We start from the raw sequence: 1,935 nt of genomic DNA on the forward strand, positions 1-1,935 counted from the left end.
GCCGGCACTGCTGGAGGCGGGCGGCCTGGAGCCGTACCTGGAACGGATGCATCCGGGATTCGTGCCGTCGGCCCGCCCGGCCGTGGTCTCGCAGTGGAGCAAGTACTACTTCGCGCGGCTGATCCTGCCGGTGGCCACGGCGGCGGTCCAGGGTTGGCGCGTGCCGGTGCGGCCGGCGCACGTCGGCGCCGCCGTCGGCACCGGGGGCGACGTGGAGGCGTTCCACCTGCCGGGCCCCGGCGGGCCGTTGGAGGCCACCCCCGACGGCCCGTTCGAGCGTTTCTCTCACCTGCTCGACGACCACCTGGTGCCCGTGGTCACGGCCATCGCGCGCCGTGAGCGCCTCTCGGCCCGCGTGCTCTGGAGCAACGCGGGCAACTACCTGGAATTCGTGATCGGGCGCCTGGCGGAGGCCGGGTTGTCGCCGCGCGGCGTCGACGACGCGTATGCGCTGCTTGCCGCGTCCCGCCGGCCGGACGGAACCCGTAATCCCCTTCATCAGCCGGTGCGCTACCTTGATGTGCCGGACGGCGAGGGTGGGCGCCGCTCCTGGCGGCAGCGGCGCATGTGCTGCATCCGCGACCTGCTCCCGGAGTATGGGCTGTGCGGCAACTGTCCCCGGCTTGCGGCGCCGCCGCCCGGGGAGTGAGCGGCACCCGGGTGGAGTTTAAGAATGAAACGCATTAACATTCATAAAATGAGGTGCCCAGAGGGACATCTGCGCACGCCCTGACGACCCAGCCGGGGGGAATCCTTATGGCCGATACCGTCACCGCTGCCGTGCCGGCCGCGCAACCCGCTCCGGGACAGCGCCTGACCGTCGCCGACCTGACTGCCTATGAGCACCGTTACAACCTGAGTCACCGGGTCTCCGGCGAGGGGCACGTGCCGCCGGACCAGACAGTGGCCGAGGGCCGCGTGGCCGAGCGCCAGCCCTGGCGGGGGCTGCAGATGGTGGGCTCCGACCTGTTCGTGCGCCGTACCTACGAGGCCCATGCCCGCCCGGAGGCGCCGGCGCACGTGTCGATCATCGTGCTCCTGGAGGGCCGCGCCGAGCTGGCGCTCGGTGCGAGCCGGCACACCCTCACCGCCGGTGACGGCCTGCTCCTCGCCTATGACCGCAACCAGTCGCTGCGGGCGCGCCACCCGGCGAACCAGCGTGTGCGGGCGGTGAACCTCACCTTGCTCAGGGATTCCCTGGAGAGCGATCCTCGCCTCGCCGGCAGCGTGGACCCGCTGTTCCGTTCCCGCGGCGGCGGGCTATGGCCGGTGTCGGTGCCTTACGGGCTGCGGGTGTCGCTGGCGGAGTGGATCGCCAGTGCACCGGCGGCGCCGGCCCTTCCGTTGATGGCCGAAGGGCTCGCCCTGCAGCTCGTTGCCCAGGGGCTGGCGGGGCGCGGGCACGCGCTCCCGGCCCCGGCGCCGGCCCCCCGCGGCCGGGACTGGCGGCTGCTCGAGCGAGTGCGCGAGTACCTCGACGAGCACCCGGGCGAGCCCCATACCCTCAAGGGGCTGGCGGGACTGGCCTGCATGAGCCCCAGCACCCTGCGGGCGAAGTTCCGCCGTGCCTACGGGCGCTCGGTGTTCGACTACCTCCGCGAGCGGCGGCTGGAGCAGGCGCACCGGGCGCTGCGCGACGGCCTGAGCGTCCAGCAGGCAGCCAACCGTGCGGGCTACCGTCACGCCACGAACTTCGCCACGGCCTTCCGCCAGCGCTACGGGTTGACGCCCAGCGCTGTGCGGTGACGCCCGCATCGGGCAGGTCTGCCATCCCGCATAGCCTTTGCGGCGTGACCCAAAGGCATGACCGCGCGTGAAAAGGAATAATTCTCACTAGCGCTAAATGCCTTTGGACGACAAGCGAGGAGTTGATATGCAGATCTCCCGATCGGCCCGGCGGGGAACGGCCTGGCTACTCGGCGTATCGCTGCTGCC

The 1,935-nt window shown here is 71.6% G+C and carries 2 protein-coding genes; both read left to right on the plus strand.

Annotated elements, in window-relative coordinates:
* A partial coding sequence (gene fhuF / locus G7A99_RS18835) for a siderophore-iron reductase FhuF (protein WP_163143080.1) occupies window positions 1-649 on the plus strand: 649 nt, incomplete at its 5' end.
* Between the two features lie 107 nt (window positions 650-756).
* Window positions 757-1,746 carry a helix-turn-helix transcriptional regulator gene (locus tag G7A99_RS18840; RefSeq protein ID WP_163143083.1) on the plus strand — a complete coding sequence of 330 codons (990 nt, stop codon included), beginning with the start codon at window positions 757-759 and terminating at the stop codon, window positions 1,744-1,746.
* Window positions 1,747-1,935 lie beyond the last annotated feature (189 nt).

Source organism: Arhodomonas sp. KWT, from assembly GCF_010993615.1.

Bases quoted from the DNA above. Each gene is read 5' to 3' on its own strand.
- G7A99_RS18840 (WP_163143083.1), top strand. From the start codon at position 757: ATGGCCGATACCGTCACCGCTGCCGTGCCGGCCGCGCAACCCGCTCCG.